Genomic DNA, 18,425 nt, shown 5'->3' on the forward strand with positions numbered 1-18,425 from the left:
GCTCAGCCGACACGGGCGGGCTCCGTCGGCGTACGGTCGCGGCCGCCGAGCCGCTTGGCCACGGGGCCGTAGGCCGCGCCGCCCAGGACCAGCAGCATGCCCACGACCAGCGCGGCGGTGATCAGCCGCAGCGGGCCGGGAGAGGACAGCGCGCCCAGCTTCTCGAAGCCCGTGGGGCGGGCCAGCATGCCGTCCATGGGCCAAACGACGGCGTCCACGCGCGCGTCGACGTTGCCCCGCGGCACCGTGCCCTGGCCGGCCTCGGTCAGGTGGGCGGTGGAGTCCAGGGAGCCGCTGCGTTCGTCACCGAGGAGGAAGAGGCGGCCCTTGGGGACGGTGATCTCGGGGATGCCGGTCAGCTCGGCGTCCTGCCCCTTCGGCAGATACCCCTCGTCGATCTTCTTGCCGTTGACGGTCAGCTTGCCGTCGGTGCAGCAGGCGACCGTGTCCCCGCCGACGGCGACGACCCGCTTGACCATGGGCGAGTTGCCCCAGGCCTCCTCCCGGAAGACCACGACGTCACCGCGCTGGACGTCGGCGCCGTCGACCCGCTGGGCCAGGATGCGGTCGCCGGAGGTGATGGTGGGCGACATGGAGTCGGTCGGCACCGTGTAGGGCTGGTAGATAACGGCACCCCACAGGAAGCCGCCGAGGAACAGCACACAGCCGAGGGCCACGGCCAGCCCCGACAGCTTGCTGCCGAGCCGTCCGCGGCCCTCGTCCGTACGGCCTGTCGTCCCGCTCATCCCAGTGCTCCCCCAGTTCGGAGATTCGATCGCCCGGGCGCCGTGCGGAGCCACGGTTGATCGGCGATCTGGGACGGCACCCTACCCGGCGGTACCCGTGCCAGAAACCCTCGGGCTCTCGGCCGCGAGGAGACGGCGCCGGCGCCACAGCACCAGGGGAACCGCGCCCGCGAGACCGAGCGCGCCGGGCGCGGCGGCGCTCAGGTTCTGGTCGAAGGTGTCGGGAATCGGCAGCGTGGACCAGCGGGTGGGCGGCCAGGCGACCACGACGGCGCGGCCGACGACATTGTCCACGGGGACCATGCCCTTGTTCTTGTCGTTCTGGTGGTAGCGGGAGTCCAGCGAGTTCTGCCGGTGGTCACCCATGACCCAGATTTTGCCCTCGGGTACCTTCACCTTGAACTGGCCGCCGGTGTCGTCGACGGTGCAGGGAGTGTTGCCCGGGTACACATACGGCTCGTTCAGCGCCTTGCCGTTGACCTTCAGGGGGCCCGTGCCCTTGCACTCCACGGTGTCGCCGGCGACGCCGATGACCCGCTTGATGAGGTCCTTCTCCTCCGCGGACGGCATCAGGCCGATCCAGCCGAGGACCCGCTGCACGGGGTTGGGCTCCAGGGTGGGCTCGCCCCTGAGCCAGCCGGCCGGGTCGTGGAAGACGACGACCTCACCGCGCTCCGGCTCGGAACCGAACCAGGGGGTGAGCTTGTCGACCAGGACCCGGTCGCCCTCCTGGAGGGTGTTCTGCATCGAGTCCGACGGGATGGAGAACGCCTGGACCAGGAAGGTCTTGATCAGCAGCGCGAGGACCAGCGCGATCCCGATGAGGATCGGCAGTTCCTTCCAGAAGGAGCGCTGTTTCTTCTTGGGCGCACGGTTCTGCTCGCCGTCGTCCGTCGAGGTCCGGGTGTCCTCCCCGCCGTCCGCCCCGTCCGGGTGGTCACTCCCGTCGGACACGGAACCCTCGGAACCCACGGCGTTCTCCGCGGCCGGGGAAGCCGCCTCGTCGGACTGCTCGGGCCGCTCCTCGGAACCACCGTGTCCGGACCGTGCGCCGACCGCCAAATCCCCCACATCCACTCCTCACGCCGTACCGCCGCCCGCGCCACATCCGGTGCAGGCCCACCACTCCCATAACGAGCGGGAGTTCCGCAGGGGTCGGGAGGGGGATCAATCCGTTTCGATCCGCGGGGGCCACCCTATGCGAAGCGCCGAGGGCAATGGGCGACCCGCTCGGCACGGCGGAGAACGTGTCAGGCTCCTCCAACTGCCCCCAGTGGCCGATCGGCCAGGCGATGACCACGGCTCTACCGACGACGGAGTCCATGGGGACCGTACCGCTGAACCGGGCCGTCTTCGAGTCGTCCGACTGGTGGGCGCGTGAATCGGCCGAATTCTCGCGGTGGTCGCCCATGACCCAGAGCCGTCCCTGGGGCACGGTGACCTGGAACTCCTGCGTGGAGGGCTTGTTGCCCGGGTGGATGTAGGCCGTCTCGTCCAGCGGCATGCCGTTGACGGTGACGCGGCCCTGGAGGTCGCAGCACTTGACGGTGTCGCCGCCGACCGCGACGACCCGCTTGATCAGGTCCTTCTCGTCGTCGGACGGGAGCAGTCCGATGAACTGCAAACCCTCCTTGATCTGCTTGATGACGATGGGGTCCTCGGTCGTGGCCGTGGTCTGCTCGTCCTCCAGCCAGCCGCCGGGGTCCTTGAAGACGACGACGTCGCCCCGGACCGGCTTCGAGCCGAACCACGGGGTGAGCTTGTCGACCAGGACGCGGTCGCCGATCTGGATCGTCTGCTCCATGGAGCCCGACGGGATCACGAACGCCTGGACGAGGAAGGTCTTCAGGACCAGCGCTATCAGGACGGCGACCCCGACGAGGAGCGGGATCTCCTTGACCGCCGAGCGGCGCCTGCGCCGTTTGATCTTGCGGGCGAGCTTGCGCCGCTCGACCCGGCTCGGCCGCGCGGCACCGCCGGCTCGCCGGGTGCCGGTGGGCAGCAGATTCTCGGACGGAGCGCTGGCGGCACCGCGGGGCCTGCCACGGTTACCCATGCGCACCGCCGGCGGCGGGCACGCGCCCGTAGGCGTCGGGACGGTGCAGACGCGTCCAGTGGTCCGCGGGCCAGGCGATCCAGTCGGCCCGGCCGATCACGGCGTCGAGCGGGATCATGCCGCCACCCGGGGAGCCCAGGTGGTCGCGGGAGTCGCTGGAGTCGCCGCGGTGGTCGCCGAGGAGGAACAGACGCCCCTCGGGTACGACCACGTCGAAGGGCACGCTCGATGGGCTGTCCCCCGGGTACAGAAACGACGACTCGTCGACCGACCGGCCGTTCACCTCAAGCCTCCCCTCCTGGTCGCAGCAGACCACCCGATCTCCCCCCACGCCGACAACGCGCTTGATGTAGTCGGCGTTCCCGAAGTAGCCGGTGCCGTCGAAGACGACGACGTCACCTCGCCGCGGCTCAGAACCGAAACGGTACGCCAACTTATTTACGAGAACGCGGTCCCCGATCCTCAATGAACGCTCCATGGAGCTGCTGGGAATCTGGAACGGCTGCATCACGAAGTTGCTGAAGAGCGTCAGAAAAAGCAGGCAGATCAGTACGGCAAGGGTGTATCGCCCACCCGGAACGGACTCGGCGGCCCGGCCCGCCCACACGAAACGCGACCGCCCCTCCGGCCGCTCCGTGTCCGAGGTCTCCTCGGAACCGGCCGGGACGGATGACGTCCCGGCTTCGGAAGGGCGGGGGGAGCGGTCGCGCTCCTTGTACTGCTGTGCCTCGGTGTCCATCGGGGCCAGATCGTATCCGGCCCCTCTATGACACGTGGGCGCGCGCTCAGTTGTCGCGCTTCTCCTTGATCTTCGCCGCCTTGCCGCGCAGCTCGCGCAGGTAGTACAGCTTGGCGCGACGGACGTCACCGCGGGTGACGAGCTCGATCTTCTCGACGATCGGGGTGTGCACCGGGAAGGTGCGCTCCACGCCGACGGAGAACGAGACCTTGCGGACCGTGAAGGTCTCGCGGACACCGGCGCCCTGGCGGCGGATCACAACGCCCTTGAACTGCTGCACACGGGAGCGGTTGCCCTCGATGACGCGGACGTGGACGTTGACGGTGTCACCCGGGCGGAAGGCCGGGATGTCGCTGCGCAGCGACGCGGAGTCGAGGGAGTCGAGCAGGTGAGACATTGCGTCTGCTTTCTTCGCCCATGCCACAGGTCATAGGCGGGAGCTAGGTTTTCCAAGAGGATGCTGTCCGTGTCGGGGCGGGCGTCGTGTCCCCCTGTGGCAGGGGCGCGCGCCGGACGACGCACAACAGCGGCCTATTCTTCCACGCCCTCCAGCCGACGCCAAAATCGGCCGTGGGGCTCGCCCTCGGGGTCGGGTGCCCAGCCGAGGATGGAGAGCATCTCCCGGTCCTTCTTGTCGAAGGCCTTGGGGTCGCAGCGCTCGATGAGGTCGGGCCGGTTGGCCGTCGTGCGCCTCAGTGCCTCGTCCCGGCGCCAGCGCGCGATCTTGCCGTGGTGGCCGCTGAGCAGCACATCGGGGATGTCCCGGCCGCGCCACTCGGGCGGCTTCGTGTAGACCGGCCCCTCCAGGAGGTTGGCCATGGCGCCGGGCGCGAAGGAGTCGTCCTGGTGGGACGCGGCGTTGCCGAGGACACCGGGCAGCAGACGCGCCACGGCCTCCGTGATGACGAGGACGGCCGCCTCGCCGCCGGCGAGCACGTAGTCGCCGATGGACACCTCGTACACGGGCATACGGGTGGCGTACTCGTCGATGACACGGCGGTCGATGCCCTCGTAGCGGGCCGGGGTGAAGATCAGCCAGGGCCGCTCGGAGAGTTCGACGGCGAGGGTCTGGGTGAACGGGCGGCCGCTCGGGGTGGGGACGATGAGGGCGGGTCGGCGGGCGCCGGTCTCGTAGCCGTCGGCGAGGACGGAGTCCAGTGCATCGCCCCAGGGTTCGGTCTTCATGACCATGCCGGGGCCGCCGCCGTAGGGCGTGTCGTCGACGGTGTTGTGCCGGTCGTACGTCCAGGAGCGCAGATCATGCACGTGCACATTCAGCTGTCCACGCGCGCGTGCCTTCCCGACGAGGGAGACGTTCAGGGGGTCGAGGTACTCGGGGAAGATCGTGACGACGTCGAGCCGCATCAGGCCTCGTCCCGCGACGACGCGATCTCCGCGCGGTCGTCGATCAGTCCGGCCGGCGGGTCGATGACCGCGCGCTGCTCCTCGAGGTCGATCTCGGTGACGATCTCCTCGACGAAGGGGATCATCACCTCGCTGCCGTCGGGCCGCTCGACGATGAAGAGGTCCTGGGAGGGCAGGTGCGAGATCTCGGTGATCCGGCCGACCTCGATCCCGTCCTTGGTGACCACGTCGAGGTCGATCAGCTGGTGGTCGTAGTACTCGTCCTCTTCCTCGGGGAGTTCCTCCGGGTCCACCTCGGCGATCAGGAGGGTGTTGCGCAGCGCCTCGGCGGCGTTGCGGTCCTTCACGCCCTCGAAGCGCAGCAGGAGGCGGCCGCTGTGCACCCGGCCGGTCTCGATGGTGAGGGGCCCCGTCGAGGCGGGGTCGGTGGCCAGTACGGCGCCGGGCGCGAGCCTCAGCTCCGGCTCGTCGGTACGTACCTCGACGGTGACCTCGCCCTTGATGCCGTGGGCGCGGCCGATCCGTGCGACTACCAGCTGCACTGTGCTTGATCTCCTGTCATCGGACGGTCCGGACGACCGTACGACGTCGGGCCGGGGACGGCTCGATGGCCTTCCCCGGCCCGAGCCGGTGCTGCGAATTGCGTCAGCGGACGTGATCCACGTCGACGAGGTCGACACGGACTCCGCGGCCGCCGATGGCACCCACGACGGTGCGCAGGGCGCGGGCGGTACGGCCGTTGCGGCCGATCACCTTGCCGAGGTCATCGGGGTGGACCCGGACCTCGAGGACGCGCCCGCGACGCAGGTTGCGCGAGGCGACCTGTACGTCGTCGGGGTAGTCGACGATGCCCTTGACGAGGTGCTCGAGAGCCTCCTCGAGCATGCTCAGGCCTCGGTCGACTCAGACGAAGAAGACTCGGCCGCGGCCTCGTCCTTCTTCTCAGCCTTCTTCTTCTGGGTGATCGCCTCACCCTTGCCCTCGTCGTCGCCGCCGAGGGCCTCGAACGACGGGCGCGTGGACTTCGGCTCGGCGACGAGGAGCGGCGCCGGGGCGGGCTCGCCCTTGAACTTCTGCCAGTCGCCGGTCTTCTTCAGGATGGCGAGCACGGGCTCGGTCGGCTGCGCGCCGACACCCAGCCAGTAGGCGACGCGGTCCGCGTCGACCTCGATGACCGAGGGGTTGTACGTCGGGTGGTACTTGCCGATCTCCTCGATCGCACGACCGTCACGACGGGTACGGGAGTCGGCGACGACGATGCGGTAGTGAGGCGAACGGATCTTGCCCAGACGCTTCAGCTTGATCTTGACTGCCACGGGAGTGGGTTCTCCTGGAATTGACGTGGTTGGGCACGGCGAGAATGCCGCGTGGGGTTGCGGTACCCGAGTGCCCGATGGACGCGTCAGCCGGAGGAGAGAGGGGTCCTGTGCGACTGTCGAGTACAGCTAGCCATTGTGCCACACCCCACGGGTCGCGCTTGCCGCGAGGGGCCGCGTGCGGCCATGCCTGAGCGGCACCCCGCGCCAGGGGTGCGTCGCGCTCACCGGCGCGTAGAGGATGCCGCCGGGACGGCACCCTCCACTCCCGACTCGACGTGAGGCTCGCTGTACGACTCGACGGACGACTCACTGGTACGGCCGCCACGAGCAGCCGTCTGTTCAGTTCGTCGTCGCGTCACGCCGCGCCCACGACCTCCGGGATCCGGAAGGGCTTTCCGCAGCCGCCGCAGACGATGGGTGCCTGGGCGAGTACGGAGGGGACGACCCGGACGTTGCGTCCGCAGTCGCAGACCGCCTTGACCCGGACGCCTCCGCCGGAGGAGCCGTGACGGGCGGCCGGGCCCCGGAAGCTGCGGGCCGTGTCGGCGGAGGTGGCCGCCGTGTGGGCCTTCAGGGCGCGCTGCAGTTTCTCGATGGTCGGGCGGTAGCGACGCTTCGCCTCGGGGTTGAGGGTGACCAGCGAGAAGCCGCTGCTGGGATGCGGTTCCTCGGGGTGGTCGAGACCCAGTTCCTCGGCGATCGCGAGGAATCTCCGGTTGTGGTAGCGGCCGGCGCGGGAGGTGTCACGGACCCCTCGGGCGGCGGCGATGCCATGGACTGCCTCATGGAGCAGTCGCTCGAAGGAGAGTTCGTGCCCGCATGCGGACGACGACTCCCCGATCAGGGACTCGGGGGCGGCAAGATCCGGCAACTCGGGGTGGTACCGCTGAATGTCGGCCCACGCCTGCGCCAGTTCTGCGGCGAGAACGGGTGGTGTCTGTGTCGTGCTCACGTAATGACAACGAGCCTGAGTGCCCCTGTGTTCCGATTCCGGGGCATCCCAAATAATTTGCACGTACCCGTCAGTTGCCGCTAGTGCGACCCGACGAGGGCGGGTGCGCTGATCTGCGGAGAAGCCTCGCAGCTCCACGCAAGGCGGTACGTAGTAACACGTAGCCCCGGCGCGTAGACAAGGTCCGCGCGCCGGGGCACCTGTGGTCGTCAGATACGCAAGGGGCGTTTCGGTCGCTCTCGCGACGGAACGGATCGCTCTAGTAAGCGCGCGCCACGACCGCGACGTTACCGGGTGCGTCGTAGGAGTCGGGCACCGACCCGTCCTCGGCGACCAGACACCGTACGCTCGCGGCGTGCTCCGCGAGCTCGGCCTCACCCTCCTCGCCGAGCACGGCCCAGGGGATGCGCGCCCAGCCGCCCGCGCCGGCGGCCTCGATGGCCTCGCCGATCGTCGACACCTCGGTCGTACGGGACTCCCGGCGCTCGCGCGACTGCCTCAGGAGCAGTGCCTGGTCCTCCTCGAGGACCGTGGGCAGCAGCCCCACGAGGGAGTCGAGCGCAACCGCTTCCTTGCCGCCGGGGATCCGGCGGGCGAGCATCGCGGTGCCGTTCTCCAGGTCGCGGGGGCCGACCTCGATGCGGACGGGGACGCCCTTCAGCTCCCAGTCGACGGCGCGGCGGCCGAACGGGACGTCCGTGCGGTCGTCCACGTGGACGCGTACGCCCGCGGCCTTCAGCCGGTCGCCGATCTCGCGGACCTTGGCCAGAACCGCATCGTCGCCCTTGATCGCGAGGACGACGGCCTGGATGTGGGCGAGGCGCGGCGGGACCCGCAGGCCGTTGTCGTCGCCGTGCATCATCACCAGGGCGCCGATCATGCGGGTGGTGGAGCCCCAGGAGGTCTGCCAGACGAGCTCCTGCTTGCCCTCCTTCGACAGGTACTGGGTGGTGAAGGCCTTGGCGAAGTTCTGGCCCAACTCATGGCTGGTGGCCATCTGCAGGGCCTTGCCGTCGCCCATCATGCCTTCGAGGGTGAGGGTGTTGATGGCGCCCGCGAAGCGCTCCTTGACGGTCTTGCGACCGGGGACGACATCCATCGCGAGGACATTCACCATGAAGTCCTCGTAGACCTCCCGATGGATGTGCGCGGCGAAGTCGCGCGCCTCCTCGTACGTCGCGTGCGCCGTGTGGCCCTCCTGCCAGAGGAATTCACTGGTGCGCAGGAACAGCCGGGGCCTCAATTCCCAACGGACCACGTTGGCCCACTGATTGATCAGCAGGGGGAGGTCGCGGTAGCTCTGGATCCACTTCGAGAAGTAGTCGTTGATGATCATCTCTGAGGTGGGGCGGACCACCGCGGGCTCCTCGAGCTCCTTGCCGCCGCCGTGCGTCACCACCGCCAGTTCGGGCGCGAAGCCCTCGACGTGCTCGGCCTCCCTGGTCAGGTACGACTGCGGGATCAGGAGGGGGAAGTACGCGTTCTGCGTGCCCGTCTCCTTGATCCGGGCGTCCATCTCCCGCTGCATCCGCTCCCAGATCCCGTACCCGTACGGTCGGATGACCATGGTGCCGCGCACCGGGCCGTTGTCGGCCAGCTCCGCCTTGGCGATCAGATCCTGGTACCAGCGCGGGAAGTCGTCCGCCCGGGGGGTGAGAACGGGTGCTTTAGCCATGCCGCGATCGTACGGGCCCACGTTGCGGGGATGTGAATTCTTTTATCCACGCGTAGACAGTCCGCAAACCGGTGTCCGCGACCCCTGGACGGCACGCCATGTGCGGAGTTATCTGGCATACGGGGGGAGTGCGAGCGCACTGTCACGGGGGCCCTGAAAACGGGCACAGAGACAACTCTCGGCGGATTGGGGCGCTTTCGATATGACACCTACGCTGGTGCGGCAGCAACAGCCTCGCCCGGGGACCGCACCCCGTGTGGACCAGTGTGCACGTGCGCGGGACTGGGCCGAGATCCAGGAACGGATGCTGGTGCCGCTCTACGAGGCGGTCTACCGCCGGCTCGACGTGGGCACCGGCACCCGGCTGCTGGGCCTCGGCTGCGGGTCGGGGCTCGCCCTGCTGATGGCGGCGTCGCGGGGCGCCGCGGTCACCGGTGTCGACGGGTCGTCGCCCGAGAGAACGGCTCTCGCGCGGGAGCGGCTGCTGCCGGAGGGCTGGGGCGCACACGCGCGTGCCGACGCCCGCGTCGTGGAGGGCGCTCCCGAGGACGCGGCCGGGGCCTCCGGTGCTCCGTACAACGTGGTGACCGCATTCGAGCCGATCGGCTGTCTGGCCGGGGACTCCGAGGGCCTGGGCGAGCTGCTCGCCCGCGCGACCCCGCTCGCCGGGCGGGGTGCCCCCGTGGTGCTCGTGGGATGGGGTCCCCCCGAGCGCTGCGCCACGTCCACGGTGCTCCGCGTCGCCACCAAGCTCGCCGATCCGCTGCGCGGCACCGCCGGCTGGCGCCTGGCGCTGCGGGACGACCTGGAGGAGGTCGCCCAGCGGGCCGGCCTCAGGCCGGACGGCTCCGGGCGCGTGGCCTGCCCCTTCGGGTACGCGAACATGGACAACGCGGTGCGGGGGCTGCTGTCGACGGGGCTGTTCGACGCGGCGATCGCGAGCACTGACCCGGTCCAGGTGAACAAGGAACTGGCCGAGGCCCTGCACCCCTACCGCCGTCCGGACGGCACGGTGTGGATGCCGAACGTGTTCCGCTATCTGATCGCGCGGACACCCTGAGCGGCGGGAACGGCCCCGACATGGGTGCGCTGAGAAGGTCTTCCACACTTTCGGCCGATGCACGTGTGAATGGTGTGGAGAAAGCGGGACGGGGTGCCTCTCACTTCGCGAAATGGAGCACCATCCTCATAGCCTGACGCACCGTCCGGCCGAACCACGCATTCGGATGCCGACAACCACGAATGTGCCGTCCACGCACGGCACGGGCGCCGCACGCCCGGCCACACCCCCCGGCCGATCGCGCGGCGCCCGCCGCCACACCTGACACGCCACTGGGGGCGCCCTCCGCTCGGAGGGCGCCCCCAGTGGCGTGTGTGGGCCCGGGACCGTACACGGCCGCGAACGCGGGCGGCGCGGTCGAACGCGGGCGACCCGTCAGCCCATGAACTTCTTGAACTCGTCCGGCAGTTCGAAGTCCTTCCCGGCCTGCTGGCCCGGCAGACCGAAGGCACCGCCCGGAGCGCCACCCTGGGCGGCGGCCGCCCGGCGAGCGGCCTCCTCCTGCTCCTGCTGCTTGCGCTTCATCGGGTTGCCGGAGCGCTGCTTGCCCTTGGCCTGCTTGGGCTGCTTCTTGGACCGGCCGGGGCCGCCGCCCATGCCGGGGATGCCCGGCATCCCGGGCATCCCGCCGCCCTGGGCCATGCGGGACATCATCTTGCGGGCCTCGAAGAACCGCTCGACCAGGTTCTTCACCGCGCTGACCTCGACACCGGAACCCTTGGCGATGCGGGCCCGGCGGGAGCCGTTGATGATCGTCGGGTCCTGGCGCTCACCCGGGGTCATCGACTTGATGATCGCAGCGGTGCGGTCGACGTCGCGCTCGTCGATGCTGTTGATCTGGTCCTTGATCTGACCCATGCCGGGCAGCATGCCGAGCAGCTTGCTGATGCTGCCCATCTTCCTGACCTGCTCCATCTGGGCCAGGAAGTCGTCGAGGGTGAAGTCCTGCCCCTTCTTGGACGCCAGCTTGGAGGCCATCTTGGCGGCCTCTTCCTGGCTGAAGGTCTTCTCCGCCTGCTCGATCAGGGTGAGCAGGTCACCCATGTCGAGGATGCGGGAGGCCATCCGGTCCGGGTGGAACTGGTCGAAGTCGTCGAGCTTCTCGCCGTTCGACGCGAACATGATCGGCTTGCCGGTGACCTGGCGGATCGACAGGGCGGCACCACCGCGGGCGTCACCGTCGAGCTTGGAGAGCACCACGCCGTCGAAGCCGACGCCGTCACGGAAGGCCTCGGCGGTGTTGACCGCGTCCTGACCGATCATCGCGTCGACGACGAAGAGGATCTCGTCCGGGGAGACGGCGTCCCTGATGTCCGCCGCCTGCTGCATCATCTCCTGGTCGATGCCGAGGCGACCGGCGGTGTCGACGACCACGATGTCGTGGACCTTCGACTTCGCGAACTCGATGGAGTCCTTGGCGACCTTGACCGGGTCGCCCACGCCGTTGCCCGGCTCGGGGGCGTAGACCGCCACACCCGCGCGCTCGGCGACGACGCTCAGCTGGTTCACCGCGTTCGGCCGCTGGAGGTCACAGGCGACCAGCAGCGGGGAGTGGCCCTGCTCCTTCAGCCACCTGCCGAGCTTGCCCGCGAGGGTCGTCTTACCGGCACCCTGGAGACCCGCGAGCATGATCACGGTCGGCGGGTTCTTGGCGAAGCGGAGGCGGCGGGTCTCGCCGCCGAGGATCCCGACCAGCTCCTCGTTGACGATCTTGAGGACCTGCTGGGCGGGGTTGAGCGCCTTGGAGACCTCGGAGCCGAGCGCCCGCTCCTTGACGTTCTTGATGAAGCCCCGGACGACCGGCAGCGCCACGTCCGCCTCGAGGAGCGCGATGCGGATCTCGCGTGCCGTGGCGTCGATGTCCGCCTCGGAGAGGCGCCCCTTGCCGCGCAGGTTCTTGAAAGTCGCTGAGAGGCGATCGGAGAGCGTATCGAACACGGCGGTGTCGGTCCTCGGAGTCGGGGGCAGTCTGACGTGCCCTCCAGGGTATCTGTCTGGGTGTGGTCGGGTCTCCACCCCTGTGGACAACGATGCCCGGCCCGGGGTCACGGAGCAGGTCGCGGCCCCGTGACCCCGTGGTTCAGCCGCGCAGTGTCTCCTCCAGTTTCCGCGCCACGGACGCCGCGTCGTCGCCCGGGAGGGGGCTACCGTCACGGCCGGTGACGTAGAAGGCGTCCACCGCGTTGGCGCCGAGCGTGCTGACGTGGGCGCTGCGCACCCGCACGCGCGCGTCCTCCAGCGCCTGCCCGATGCGGTGCAGCAGACCCGGGGCGTCCTGGGCGCGGACCTCGATGACCGTGGCGTGCCGGGAGGCGGCCGCGGCCACCGTGACGCGCGGCGGGGGCGCGACCACGCCCCGGCGCCGGGGGTAGGCGGCGTCGCGCTCGGCGAGCCGTCCCGCGATGTCCAGCGAGCCCTCGAGGGCCCGGACGAGGTCGGCGCGGAGGCGGGCCGCCTGGGGCAGCGAGCCGTACTCGGCGGCGACCCGCCAGTTCAGCAGCAGGACGGAGCCCTCGACGCCGTCCGGCAGGTCGAGCGCCCGGAGCTCCGCCGTGCGCACCGTGAGCCGGTGCATGGCGAGGACACCGGCGACGGCGGGCAGGACGCCGGGCTGGTCGGGCACGGCGATGAGGAGCTCGACGCCGAGCGGCTCCGGGTCGGTCTTCTCGTCCGTGTCGTCGTTGTCCTCCGCCGGCGCCTCCGTCTGCGCGCGCAGCGACAGGACGGGGCCGCCGGTGCGGAACGCCTCGACGGCGAGCCGCTCCTGCTCCGCGGTGGGCGCGGCGGGCTCCGGCTCCTCCGGGACGTCCCCGGCGAACAGCGCGGCGACCCGCTGGACCAGGTCGGACACGAGTGAGGCCCGCCACGACGACCATGCGGCCGGCCCGGTCGCCAGGGCGTCCGACTCGGTGAGGGCGTGCAGCAGTTCGAGGGTGCCCGGCGACCCGACGGCCTCGGCCACGGACCGCACGGTGGCCGGGTCCTCCAGGTCACGCCGGGTGGCGGTGTCGACGAGCAGCAGGTGGTGGCGGACGAGGGTGGCGAGCACGGCCACGTCCTCGCGGTCGAAGCCGATCCTGGCCGCCACGTCCTTGGCGATGATCTCCCCGGCCACGGAGTGGTCCCCGGGCCAGCCCTTGCCGATGTCGTGCAGCAGCGCGGCGACGAGGAGGAGGTCGGGCCGGTGGACCCGGCGGGTCAGCGCGGAGGCGCGGACGGCGGTCTCGATGAGGTGCCGGTCGACGGTCCAGATGTGGACGGCGTTGCGCTGCGGGCGGCAGCGGACGCGCTCCCAGTCGGGCAGCAGGCGGGTGATGAGCCCCTCGGCCTCCAGGGCCTCCCAGACGTCGACGGTCGGCCGCCCGGACCCCAGCAGGGTGACGAGCTGCTCCCTCGCCTCGGCGGGCCAGGGCGTGGGCAGCGGGCGTGCGGTGGCCGCGAGCCGCCGCACGGCGTGCAGGGACAGCGGCAGTCCGGCCTGGGCCGCCGCGGCGGCGGCCCGCAGGGGCAGCACCGGGTCGCGTTCGGGCCGGGCGGCGCGCGCGAGCACGACCTCGCCGTCCTGTTCGACCACGCCCTCGGCCAGCGGTGACCGCTCGGCGACCGGCTTACCGCCGCCGAGCATGGCGCGCAGCCGGGGCCGCACGGCGCGCGAACGCAGCACGCGCCCCACTTCACGCCAGGTGACATCGCTGGCGTACGAGATGACCCGCGCCGCCTCGTACACCTGACGCAGCAGGGTGTCGGCGTCCAACAGCCCCAGGTCGGCCGCGACCTGGTCCTGCTCCTGGAGCGCGAGCCGGTCGGTGGCGCGCCCGGTGGTGAGGTGCAGCGCGTCCCGTACGTCGAGGAGGCGGCGCCGGGCGTCGGCGAGCCCCTCGCGCGGGGCGTCGGCGAGCCACGAGGCGGCGACCGCGCGGAGGGCGGTGGCGTCGCGCAGCCCGCCGCGCGCCTCCTTCAGGTCGGGTTCGAGGAGGTACTGCAGCTCCCCCTGCCGCTCGCCGCGCTCGGCGCACAGCTCCTGGAGCTCGGGGAGGCGCTTGGGCGCCTGGTTGCGCCAGTCGGCGAGGACGGCGGTGCGCAGTCCGGCGGTGAGTCCGAGGTCACCGGCGAGGTGCCGGGCGTCCAGCAGCCCCAGCTGCACCTTGAGGTCCTCGGCGGCGGTCTTGCGGGCCTCGGCGGGGGTGCGGACCGAGTGGTCGAGGGCGAGCCCCAGGTCCCACACCGGGTACCAGATGCGGTCGGCGAGGGCGGCCACGGCCTTGTCGTCGGACCCGTCGTGCAGGAGCAGCAGATCGAGGTCGCTGCGGGGGGACAGCTCACCGCGCCCGTATCCGCCGACGGCGACGAGGGAGGCGCCCCGCAGCTCGCCGACGCCCGCGCCGAAGAGTCCGGCGAGCCAGTCGTCGGTCAGCTCGGCGAGGGCGGCACGGCGCGGCGGCCCGGGCCGCACCTCCTCCTGGAGGAGGCGCAGCCGGGCCGCCGCGTAGCCGCTGGGTCCCGAGTCCTCTGCATCCGTACGTACGTCCGTACTCGTCACCCAGCGACTCCTGTTCTTCTGTGCGGTCAGAGCGCGTCCGGGCCGCGCTCGCCCGTCCGGACCCGTACGGCCGTCTCGACCGGGAGGGACCAGACCTTGCCGTCACCGATCTTGCCGGTGCGGGCGGCCTTGACGATGACGTCGATCAACTGCTCGGCGTCGTCGTCCTCGGCCAGTACCTCGATCCGGATCTTGGGAACCAGGTCCACCGTGTACTCGGCGCCGCGGTACACCTCGGTGTGTCCCCGCTGCCGACCGTACCCACTGGCCTCGGTGACCGTAAGTCCGTGCACCCCGAAGGCCTGCAGCGCTTCCTTGATCTCGTCGAGCCGGTGCGGCTTGACGACGGCGGTGATCAGCTTCATGCCTCGACCTTCTTGCTCTGGGTGGCGGCGGCGACGGTGCTCGTGACGCCGGAGGAGATGTGCGAACCGGCGGCCGAGCTGAAGTCGTACGCGGTCTCGGCGTGCTGCGTCTGGTCGACGCCGGTGATCTCGTCCTCCTCGGAGGCGCGGAAGCCGATCGTCTTCTGGATGGCGAAGGCGATGATCAACGTCACCACGAAGGTGTAGCCCATGACCGAGAAGGCGCCCGTGGCCTGCTTGCCGAACTGGTCGAGGCCGCCCACGCCGCCGGTGGCCAGGAAGCCGACCATCAGGGTGCCGATGACACCGCCGACGAGGTGGACGCCGACGACGTCGAGGGAGTCGTCGTAACCGAGCTTGTACTTGAGGCTGACGGCCCAGGAGCAGACGGCACCGGCGACGACACCGATGAGGATGGCGCCGAAGGCGTTGACGTGACCACCGGACGGGGTGATCGCGACGAGGCCGGCGACGGCGCCGGAGCAGGCACCGAGGGTGGTGAAGGCGCCGTGACGGATGCGCTCGTAGATCAGCCAGCCGATGATGGCCGCGGCGGTCGCGATCTGCGTGTTGATCGCCATGCGGGCGGTGGTGCCGTCGACGCCGAGCCACGAACCGGCGTTGAAGCCGAACCAGCCGAACCACAGCAGGGCGGTGCCGATCAGGACCAGCGGCAGGCTGTGCGGCCGCATCGGGTCCTTCTTGAAGCCGATCCGCTTGCCCACGACGAGGACCGCGGCGAGCGCGCCGATACCGGCGTTGATGTGGACCGCGGTGCCACCGGCGAAGTCGATGACGCCCATGTCGAAGAGCCAGCCGCCGGGCGCCCAGACCCAGTGCGCGACCGGGAAGTACGCCAGGGTGACCCAGAGCGCGACGAAGACCATCCAGGCGCTGAACTTGACGCGGTCGGCGAGGGCGCCGCTCATCAGGGCCGGGGTGATCACCGCGAACAGCATCTGGAAGAGGATGAACGAGAACGCGGCGATCTTGTGCGGTTCGCCCTTGGCGTTGGTGACGAAGCTGTCGGCCGTGCTCGTGATGTCGATGCCCTTGAGGCCGATGGCGTCAAGGTTGCCGATGACGTGGCCGACGTCACCGCTGAAGGCGAGCGAGTAGCCGAACAACACCCACAGGATGCTGACGATGCCCAGCGTGATGAAGGACATCATCAGCATGTTCAGCACGCTCTTGGCCCGGACCATGCCGCCGTAGAAGAGCGCGAGGCCCGGCGTCATCACCATGACGAGCGCCGCGCTGATCAGTACGAATCCGGTATCTGTGCCGTTCAATGCCGGTATCTCCTCGTGGTCGGAACGGCCCGTGCGGATGCTGAAGCCTGGGGGAGCTCTCGGGGAGGGCCGACTGTGCTGAGGAGACTGGCGCAGCACCGTTTCACGGGAAGAAGGGAATTGTTTCCCGCGGGTGACGAACCCGCATGTCGTGTTACGGGCGGGTGAAACGTGGGTCACGGCGGATTGGGACCGCGCGGGGCCCGGCCCTTGCGGGCGGGTCCGCGGGCACCGGCTTCGTATCCGATGGAACTTCGGCCGTCCGATGGAACTTCGGCCGTGGGCCGCATGGGGGAGGGCGCACCCCGCTGCGGCAGGGCGCGACGGTGCGTCGGCTTCGCGCGTGTCGTTACGGGACCGGCCACGGCGGTCATCCGGTGACCTGGCATGGGGGAGCCGAGTCGGGCAGTAGGGATGACCGGCCGCGGCCGGAGTCGGGGGACCTCGGGGGTGGTGGGCCGGGCCGGGTCAGACCGCTTCGGCGGTCTCCGGGAGGTGCACGGCGAGCTGGTCCGTGAGCTCGACGACCTCGGCGAGATCGCCGAAATCGCGTACGGCCGTGTCGACGGTCTTGCGGATACGGGTGTTGAGGCGCTCCGAGCGGACCTTCCGGGCGACCGTCATGGCCTGCTGCGCCAGTTCGGCGCCCTGTTCGGGCTCACGCTGCAACAGATGGACCGTGGCCATGCCGATCAGGTTCAGCGCGTACGACCGCTGGTGGTCGGTGTCCGTCGCGAAGAGTTCGACCGCGCGGCGCATCACGGGCTCGGCCAGGGAGGCGTAGGTGGGGCTGCGGCCGGCGACATAGGCGAGGTCGCGGTAGGAGTGGGAGTTCTCACCGTGCAGTTCGGCCTCGTTGAAGAAGCGGATCCAATCGGGGTCCGGGTCGTCCCATTCCTCGGCGTCGGTGAAGGTGTCCTCGGCCATCCGGACGGCCCTCTTGCATTTCCCGGGCTGCCCCATGTTGGCGTAGGCGCGGGCCTCCATCGCATACAGCATCGCCTGGGTGCGCGGGCTCGCGCAGTCGCGGCTGCCGTACTGGGCGAGGTGGATCAGTTCGAGCGCGTCGTCGGGGCGGCCGAGGTGGATCATCTGGCGGCTCATGCTGGAGAGGACGTACGAGCCGAGGGGCTTGTCGCCCGCTTCCTTCGCCGCGTGCAGGGCGAGGACGAAGTACTTCTGGGCGGTGGGCTGGAGGCCGATGTCGTAGCTCATCCAGCCGGCCAGCTCCGCCAGCTCGGCGGCGACCTTGAACAGACGCCGGTTGGTGGCCTCGGGCTGGGGCTCCTGGAGGAGGTCGGTCACCTCGTGCAGCTGGCCGACGACCGCCTTGCGGCGCAGGCCGCCCCCGCACTGGGCGTCCCACTGCCGGAACATCACCGTGGTGGACTCGAGCAGGTCCAACTCGGGTTTGGACAGGCGGCCGCCGCGGCGCGCGGTGGCGGAGGGTTCGGGCTCCGGGCGGGGCGCGGGCAGCGTGGGGACGAGCCAGCGCTGCATCGGCTCGATCAGGGCCGGGCCCGCGGACAGGGCCAGTGAGTTCCCGAGGAAGCCGCGCCGCGCCAGCATCAGGTCGCTGCGCGAGAACTCACTGATCAGCGCCACGGTCTGCGGGCCCGTCCAGGGCAGATCGACGCCGGACACGGACGGCGCCTGGTGCGCGGCGCGCAGCCCCAGGTCCTCGACGGCGACGACGCAGCCGAACCGTTCGGAGAACAGCTCGGACAGGATCCGCGGGATCGGCTCGCGCGGGTTCTCCCCGTCGAGCCAGCGCCGTACGCGCGAGGTGTCGGTGGAGATGTGGTTGGCCCCGAGCTGGCGGGCGCGGCGGTTCACCTGACGGGCGAGTTCGCCCTTGGACCAGCCGCTGCGGACGAACCACGAGCCCAGCAGTTCGTTCGGGCGCTTCTCAGCGTTCGTGCCGCTTCCGCCGTTGCCGCCCACTGGAACGCCCCCATCCCTGAAACCACTTGTGCGCTGTGTGCGCCAAGCCCTACCAGAATGCCGGTTACCGCGCCGTACGTCCGTCCGTTGTCACCCGTCGAACGGAAAGACGACTTGCCTCCGGCATACCCACGAGCGCGTGCATCCCCAGGATCTGTGCACTCAAAGTAATCCCACGATCACGCGCCCGGCCACGGCGATTCCAGAAACGCCACCATTCGCCACCCCTTCGAATGAACTAACGGGGCCCCGCACGCGATTCACTTGACACATGACGGCCAGGGGTCGGCGGAGCGATGCATTCAAGGGCGCGCGCTCCGATCGCACCACCCGGGGGTGCCGCAGTGCGCCGCCCCGGCAGAGACGGAGCGT

Annotated in this window: 17 protein-coding genes; 1 reads left to right on the forward strand and 16 read right to left on the reverse strand. The window is 70.3% G+C overall.

All coding sequences use genetic code 11. From position 1 onward, the window contains the following. Positions 1 to 2: 2 nt before the first annotated feature. The 11 genes from lepB (M8J73_RS29250) to proS all read right to left on the reverse strand — a co-directional run bounded on the left by lepB (M8J73_RS29250) (position 3) and on the right by proS (position 8,852). A complete protein-coding gene (gene lepB, locus M8J73_RS29250) occupies positions 3 to 746 on the reverse strand; it encodes a signal peptidase I (protein WP_055541817.1) in 744 nt (247 codons plus the stop codon). An 81-nt stretch (positions 747 to 827) separates the two neighbouring features. Then, the gene (gene lepB, locus M8J73_RS29255; RefSeq protein ID WP_055541816.1) at positions 828 to 1,718 is read right to left on the reverse strand and encodes a signal peptidase I; all 891 of its coding nucleotides are present in this window, start codon (positions 1,716 to 1,718) and stop codon (positions 828 to 830) included. After that, positions 1,684 to 2,802, reverse strand: a complete 1,119-nt coding sequence (gene lepB, locus M8J73_RS29260; protein ID WP_055541815.1) for a signal peptidase I — start codon at positions 2,800 to 2,802, stop codon at positions 1,684 to 1,686. The genes lepB (M8J73_RS29255) and lepB (M8J73_RS29260) overlap by 35 nt, the downstream gene beginning before the upstream one ends. Then, complete coding sequence (gene lepB, locus M8J73_RS29265; protein ID WP_055541814.1) at positions 2,795 to 3,541, reverse strand: signal peptidase I; 747 nt, start codon at positions 3,539 to 3,541, stop codon at positions 2,795 to 2,797. Before lepB (M8J73_RS29265) ends, lepB (M8J73_RS29260) begins: the two co-directional genes overlap by 8 nt. Positions 3,542 to 3,587: 46 nt before the next feature. Beyond that, on the reverse strand, positions 3,588 to 3,938 hold the full coding sequence (gene rplS, locus M8J73_RS29270) for a 50S ribosomal protein L19 (RefSeq protein ID WP_033526928.1): 351 nt from the start codon (positions 3,936 to 3,938) through the stop codon (positions 3,588 to 3,590). Between the two features lie 134 nt (positions 3,939 to 4,072). Further along, complete coding sequence (trmD, locus tag M8J73_RS29275) at positions 4,073 to 4,906, reverse strand: tRNA (guanosine(37)-N1)-methyltransferase TrmD (RefSeq protein WP_055541813.1); 834 nt, start codon at positions 4,904 to 4,906, stop codon at positions 4,073 to 4,075. After that, positions 4,906 to 5,448 (reverse strand): ribosome maturation factor RimM, encoded by a 543-nt coding sequence (gene rimM / locus M8J73_RS29280; RefSeq protein ID WP_055541812.1) that lies wholly within the window; start codon positions 5,446 to 5,448, stop codon positions 4,906 to 4,908. Before rimM ends, trmD begins: the two co-directional genes overlap by 1 nt. A gap of 103 nt (positions 5,449 to 5,551) precedes the next feature. Next, complete coding sequence (locus M8J73_RS29285) at positions 5,552 to 5,791, reverse strand: RNA-binding protein (RefSeq protein WP_033526925.1); 240 nt, start codon at positions 5,789 to 5,791, stop codon at positions 5,552 to 5,554. Between the two features lie 2 nt (positions 5,792 to 5,793). Beyond that, positions 5,794 to 6,222, reverse strand: coding sequence for a 30S ribosomal protein S16 (gene rpsP, locus M8J73_RS29290; protein ID WP_055517138.1), 429 nt, complete (start codon positions 6,220 to 6,222; stop codon positions 5,794 to 5,796). 358 nt (positions 6,223 to 6,580) lie between these two features. After that, positions 6,581 to 7,177 carry a hypothetical protein gene (locus tag M8J73_RS29295; RefSeq protein WP_055541811.1) on the reverse strand — a complete coding sequence of 199 codons (597 nt, stop codon included), beginning with the start codon at positions 7,175 to 7,177 and terminating at the stop codon, positions 6,581 to 6,583. A 259-nt stretch (positions 7,178 to 7,436) separates the two neighbouring features. After that, a complete protein-coding gene (proS, locus tag M8J73_RS29300; RefSeq protein ID WP_055541810.1) occupies positions 7,437 to 8,852 on the reverse strand; it encodes a proline--tRNA ligase in 1,416 nt (471 codons plus the stop codon). Between the two features lie 202 nt (positions 8,853 to 9,054). Between proS and M8J73_RS29305 the strand changes: the two genes are divergently transcribed. Continuing rightward, positions 9,055 to 9,912: an SAM-dependent methyltransferase gene (locus tag M8J73_RS29305; protein ID WP_079055148.1), complete on the forward strand. Its 858-nt coding sequence runs from the start codon at positions 9,055 to 9,057 to the stop codon at positions 9,910 to 9,912. A gap of 375 nt (positions 9,913 to 10,287) precedes the next feature. Here M8J73_RS29305 and ffh read toward each other — a convergent pair whose 3' ends face one another. From ffh to nsdA, 5 genes are all read right to left on the reverse strand, one after another. After that, positions 10,288 to 11,850, reverse strand: a complete 1,563-nt coding sequence (gene ffh / locus M8J73_RS29310; RefSeq protein ID WP_055541809.1) for a signal recognition particle protein — start codon at positions 11,848 to 11,850, stop codon at positions 10,288 to 10,290. A 142-nt stretch (positions 11,851 to 11,992) separates the two neighbouring features. After that, the gene (locus tag M8J73_RS29315) at positions 11,993 to 14,452 is read right to left on the reverse strand and encodes a [protein-PII] uridylyltransferase (protein WP_055541808.1); all 2,460 of its coding nucleotides are present in this window, start codon (positions 14,450 to 14,452) and stop codon (positions 11,993 to 11,995) included. Between the two features lie 26 nt (positions 14,453 to 14,478). Then, complete coding sequence (locus M8J73_RS29320) at positions 14,479 to 14,817, reverse strand: P-II family nitrogen regulator (protein ID WP_003997576.1); 339 nt, start codon at positions 14,815 to 14,817, stop codon at positions 14,479 to 14,481. Then, the gene (locus tag M8J73_RS29325; protein WP_055541807.1) at positions 14,814 to 16,109 is read right to left on the reverse strand and encodes an ammonium transporter; all 1,296 of its coding nucleotides are present in this window, start codon (positions 16,107 to 16,109) and stop codon (positions 14,814 to 14,816) included. Before M8J73_RS29325 ends, M8J73_RS29320 begins: the two co-directional genes overlap by 4 nt. Positions 16,110 to 16,577: 468 nt before the next feature. Then, positions 16,578 to 18,053, reverse strand: coding sequence for a transcriptional repressor NsdA (gene nsdA / locus M8J73_RS29330; protein WP_055542319.1), 1,476 nt, complete (start codon positions 18,051 to 18,053; stop codon positions 16,578 to 16,580). Between the last annotated feature and the right edge of the window lie 372 nt (positions 18,054 to 18,425).

The sequence above is a fragment of the Streptomyces neyagawaensis genome, from assembly GCF_023516595.1.
GTDB lineage: Bacteria > Actinomycetota > Actinomycetes > Streptomycetales > Streptomycetaceae > Streptomyces > Streptomyces neyagawaensis.